This is a genomic window from Specibacter sp. RAF43, assembly GCF_052114065.1.
GTDB lineage: Bacteria > Actinomycetota > Actinomycetes > Actinomycetales > Micrococcaceae > Specibacter.
On record NZ_JBFREA010000051.1, the window covers coordinates 1 to 5,668 of the forward strand.

Consider the following 5,668-nt stretch of genomic DNA (forward strand, 5'->3'; position numbering starts at 1 on the left):
TTAACGGAGAGTTTGATCCTGGCTCAGGATGAACGCTGGCGGCGTGCTTAACACATGCAAGTCGAACGATGATCCCCAGCTTGCTGGGGGGATTAGTGGCGAACGGGTGAGTAACACGTGAGTAACCTGCCCTTGACTCTGGGATAAGCCTGGGAAACTGGGTCTAATACTGGATAGTGACCTTTCACCGCATGGTGGGGGGTTGAAAGCTTTGGTGGTTTTGGATGGACTCGCGGCCTATCAGCTTGTTGGTGAGGTAATGGCTTACCAAGGCGACGACGGGTAGCCGGCCTGAGAGGGTGACCGGCCACACTGGGACTGAGACACGGCCCAGACTCCTACGGGAGGCAGCAGTGGGGAATATTGCACAATGGGCGAAAGCCTGATGCAGCGACGCCGCGTGAGGGATGACGGCCTTCGGGTTGTAAACCTCTTTCAGTAGGGAACAAGGCCRGCTTTTKGGTTGGTTGAGGGTACTTGCAGAAGAAGCGCCGGCTAACTACGTGCCAGCAGCCGCGGTAATACGTAGGGCGCAAGCGTTATCCGGAATTATTGGGCGTAAAGAGCTCGTAGGCGGTTTGTCGCGTCTGCCGTGAAAGTCCGGGGCTCAACTCCGGATCTGCGGTGGGTACGGGCAGACTAGAGTGCTGTAGGGGAGACTGGAATTCCTGGTGTAGCGGTGAAATGCGCAGATATCAGGAGGAACACCGATGGCGAAGGCAGGTCTCTGGGCAGTAACTGACGCTGAGGAGCGAAAGCATGGGGAGCGAACAGGATTAGATACCCTGGTAGTCCATGCCGTAAACGTTGGGCACTAGGTGTGGGGGACATTCCACGTTTTCCGCGCCGTAGCTAACGCATTAAGTGCCCCGCCTGGGGAGTACGGCCGCAAGGCTAAAACTCAAAGGAATTGACGGGGGCCCGCACAAGCGGCGGAGCATGCGGATTAATTCGATGCAACGCGAAGAACCTTACCAAGGCTTGACATGAACCGGAAACGCTTGGAAACAAGTGCCCCACTTGTGGCCGGTTTACAGGTGGTGCATGGTTGTCGTCAGCTCGTGTCGTGAGATGTTGGGTTAAGTCCCGCAACGAGCGCAACCCTCGTTCTATGTTGCCAGCACGTGATGGTGGGGACTCATAGGAGACTGCCGGGGTCAACTCGGAGGAAGGTGGGGACGACGTCAAATCATCATGCCCCTTATGTCTTGGGCTTCACGCATGCTACAATGGCCGGTACAATGGGTTGCGATACTGTGAGGTGGAGCTAATCCCAAAAAGCCGGTCTCAGTTCGGATTGGGGTCTGCAACTCGACCCCATGAAGTCGGAGTCGCTAGTAATCGCAGATCAGCAACGCTGCGGTGAATACGTTCCCGGGCCTTGTACACACCGCCCGTCAAGTCACGAAAGTTGGTAACACCCGAAGCCGGTGGCCTAACCCCCTTGTGGGGAGGGAGCTGTCGAAGGTGGGACTGGCGATTGGGACTAAGTCGTAACAAGGTAGCCGTACCGGAAGGTGCGGCTGGATCACCTCCTTTCTAAGGAGCACCACGCGCCACGGCGGGTTCCGCAGGGGAGCCGTTGGTGGGGTGAGGAGTTAAAGGCTCATTGCGAGAACGATTGTTTCTCGGTGAGTTGCTCACGGGTGGAATATCAATGGAATAGGTGCCTGCCGGTACCTGGCGGCCCGAATGCTAGTACACCAACCCCCYTSGGGGTTGGGGGGAACGCGTTCATGGAGGGTTGTCGGGTGGTGGTGGGTGGTGTTTGGCACACTGTTGGGTCCTGGAGCAACAACGGGACAATCGTTCACCAWYGTCCCCCCKTGATGGGGGGTGGGGGTGGGGGGTTGTTGTGTGTTGTCCCTGGTTTCCCGCRCATGACGGACTTGCCGACGTGATGACACCTTGGGTGTTGTTGGTGGGGAKGTGTGTGGTGGGGTTGTTGTTTGAGAACTACATAGTGAACGCGAGCATCTTTATAGAGAAGCAATTTCTTTGAGATAGTAAGTAAGAACCTGGATGCCGGTGCCGCCGACCCTCCTTKGGTGGGTGTGGTGGTGGTGGTGTTTGTGGTTCTCTCGATATGTTTTTGTTGACTGTTTTTGTGGTCAAGTTTTTAAGGGCACACGGTGAATGCCTTGGCATTAGGAGCCGATGAAGGACGTAGGAATCTGCGATAAGCCTCGGGGAGTTGATAACCGAACTTTGATCCGAGGGTGTCCGAATGGGGGAACCCCGCCACCGGCCGCAAGGCAAGGTGGTGACCCGCGCCTGAATATATAGGGTGTGTGGAGGGAACGTGGGGAAGTGAAACATCTCAGTACCCACAGGAAGAGAAAACAACAGTGATTCCGTTAGTAGTGGCGAGCGAACGCGGAAGAGGCTAAACCGTGCCATGTGTGATAGCCGGCGGGCGTTGCATGGTCGGGGTTGTGGGATTTGCCGTTCTGGTTCTGCCGGGCCAGTGGGGGGAATGGTGCATGTATAGGTGAAGGGTTTTGAATGGCCTACCGTAGAGGGTGAGAGTCCCGTAACCGAAATGCAGTGCACTCCCTGGTGAGTATCCCAAGTAGCACGGGGCCCGAGAAATCCCGTGTGAATCTGTCAGGACCACCTGATAAGCCTAAATACTACCTAATGACCGATAGCGGACAAGTACCGTGAGGGAAAGGTGAAAAGTACCCCGGGAGGGGAGTGAAATAGTACCTGAAACCGTGTGCTTACAATCCGTCAGGGCAGGCGCGCCCCCACTTGTGGGGGTGGTTGTTCCTGTGATGGCGTGCCTTTTGAAGAATGAGCCTGCGAGTTAGTGTTACGTCGCGAGGTTAACCCGTGTGGGGAAGCCGTAGCGAAAGCGAGTCTGAATAGGGCGRTGCAGTGGCGTGATCTAGACCCGAAGCGAAGTGATCTACCCATGGCCAGGTTGAAGCGTGTGTAAGAGCGCGTGGAGGACCGAACCCACTTCAGTTGAAAATGGAGGGGATGAGCTGTGGGTAGGGGTGAAAGGCCAATCAAACTTCGTGATAGCTGGTTCTCCCCGAAATGCATTTAGGTGCAGCGTCGCGTGTTTCTTACCGGAGGTAGAGCTACTGGATGGCTAATGGGCCCGACAAGGTTACTGACGTCAGCCAAACTCCGAATGCCGGTAAGTGAGAGCGTGGCAGTGAGACTGTGGGGGATAAGCTTCATGGTCGAGAGGGAAACAGCCCAGACCACCAACTAAGGCCCCTAAGCGTGTGCTAAGTGGGAAAGGATGTGGGATTGCTTAGACAACCAGGAGGTTGGCTTAGAAGCAGCCATCCTTAAAAGAGTGCGTAATAGCTCACTGGTCAAGTGATTTTGCGCCGACAATGTAGCGGGGCTCAAGTACACCGCCGAAGTTGTGGATTTCACACGATACCCTAACCCGTCTGACGGGTTCAGGGGTGTGGAGTGGTAGGGGAGCGTCGTGTGGGCATGGAAGTCGCGGTGTGAACCAGCGGTGGAGCCTACACGAGTGAGAATGCAGGCATGAGTAGCGAAAGACGGGTGAGAAACCCGTCCGCCGAATGATCAAGGGTTCCAGGGTCAAGCTAATCTGCCCTGGGTAAGTCGGGACCTAAGGCGAGGCCGACAGGCGTAGTCGATGGACAACGGGTTGATATTCCCGTACCGGTGAAGAACCGCCMMTATTGACCCGGTGATGCTAACCACCCAAACCGTTTTCTGCGTGCCTTCGGGCCAGGGAAGACGGGGCGCGTGGGACCCGATCCGGGAAGGTAAACGTATTAACAGGTGTGACGCAGGAAGGTAGCCGAGCCGGGCGATGGTAGCCCCGGTCTAAGGATGTAGGGAACGCGATAGGCAAATCCGTTGCGTGGCCATTTGATTGGTGCTCCTGAGATCTGATGGGACCCCCCTTKGGGGGGAATTCGGTGATCCTATGCTGCCWAGAAAAGCATCGACGTGAGGTTCCAACCGCCCGTACCCCAAACCGACACAGGTGATCAGGTAGAGAATACTAAGGCGATCGAGAGAATTATGGTTAAGGAACTCGGCAAAATGCCCCCGTAACTTCGGGAGAAGGGGGGCCTGCCCCGTGAAGGAGATTTACTCTCCGTGAGCGGGTGTGGGCCGCAGAGACCAGGGGGAAGCGACTGTTTACTAAAAACACAGGTCCGTGCGAAGTCGCAAGACGAGGTATACGGACTGACTCCTGCCCGGTGCTGGAAGGTTAAGAGGACCGGTTAGCGCGCTTGCGTGCGAAGCTGAGAATTTAAGCCCCAGTAAACGGCGGTGGTAACTATAACCATCCTAAGGTAGCGAAATTCCTTGTCGGGTAAGTTCCGACCTGCACGAATGGAGTAACGACTTCCCCGCTGTCTCAACCATAAACTCGGCGAAATTGCAGTACGAGTAAAGATGCTCGTTACGCGCAGCAGGACGGAAAGACCCCGAGACCTTTACTATAGTTTGGTATTGGTGTTCGGAGTGGCTTGTGTAGGATAGGTGGGAGACTGTGAACCCCCCACGCCAGTGGGGGTGGAGTCATCGTTGAAATACCACTCTGGTCACTTTGGACATCTAACTTCGGCCCGTAATCCGGGTCAGGGACAGTGCCTGATGGGTAGTTTAACTGGGGCGGTTGCCTCCTAAAGAGTAACGGAGGCGCCCAAAGGTTCCCTCAGCCTGGTTGGCAATCAGGTATCGAGTGTAAGTGCACAAGGGAGCTTGACTGTGAGAGCGACAGCTCGAGCAGGGACGAAAGTCGGGACTAGTGATCCGGCGGCACATTGTGGAATGGCCGTCGCTCAACGGATAAAAGGTACCTCGGGGATAACAGGCTGATCTTGCCCAAGAGTCCATATCGACGGCATGGTTTGGCACCTCGATGTCGGCTCGTCGCATCCTGGGGCTGGAGTAGGTCCCAAGGGTTGGGCTGTTCGCCCATTAAAGCGGTACGCGAGCTGGGTTTAGAACGTCGTGAGACAGTTCGGTCCCTATCCGCTGCGCGCGCAGGAAATTTGAGAAGGGCTGTCCTTAGTACGAGAGGACCGGGACGGACGAACCTCTGGTGTGTCAGTTGTACTGCCAAGTGCATCGCTGATTAGCTACGTTCGGAGGGGATAACCGCTGAAAGCATCTAAGCGGGAAGCTCGCTTCAAGATAAGATTTCCATACACCATGCGTGTGAGAGGCCCCCAGCAGACCACTGGGTTGATAGGCCGGACGTGGAAGCGAGGACCAACGACTCGTGAAGCTGACCGGTACTAATAGGCCGATAACTTACACCACAAAAAGTATCYCAAGCGGGACCGCATCAAAAGCCGGCCCCGACCAACGATACAAGCATGCTCGCGTTCACTATGTGGTTCCCAARCAACAAACCCACCCGTTTGCTGCCAGGAAACCCGCAGGCACCCGCCCGTCACCCGTGACGGGACCGGASCTGTATAATCAAATACTGTTGTTCCACCGAACACCCAACAGATCTCCCCAACCCGCCAAGGGTTGCGCGGAAACGAGTTACGGTGGTCATAGCGTGGGGGAAACGCCCGGTCCCATCCCGAACCCGGAAGCTAAGACCCACAGCGCCGATGGTACTGCATTCGTGAGGATGTGGGAGAGTAGGACACCGCCGGACAACACCCCAGGGTCGAGGCCCCCACCACCGTGGGGGCCTCCC

The 5,668-nt window shown here is 56.2% G+C and carries 3 rRNA genes; all 3 read left to right on the forward strand.

What is annotated here, in order from left to right:
• A 16S ribosomal RNA gene (locus tag AB4Y80_RS16710) occupies positions 1-1,539 on the forward strand.
• Between the two features lie 570 nt (positions 1,540-2,109).
• Positions 2,110-5,277, forward strand: a 23S ribosomal RNA gene (locus AB4Y80_RS16715).
• Between the two features lie 232 nt (positions 5,278-5,509).
• Positions 5,510-5,626 (forward strand): 5S ribosomal RNA (rrf, locus tag AB4Y80_RS16720).
• Together the 16S, 23S and 5S rRNA genes form the textbook arrangement of a ribosomal RNA operon.
• Positions 5,627-5,668: the final 42 nt, after the last annotated feature.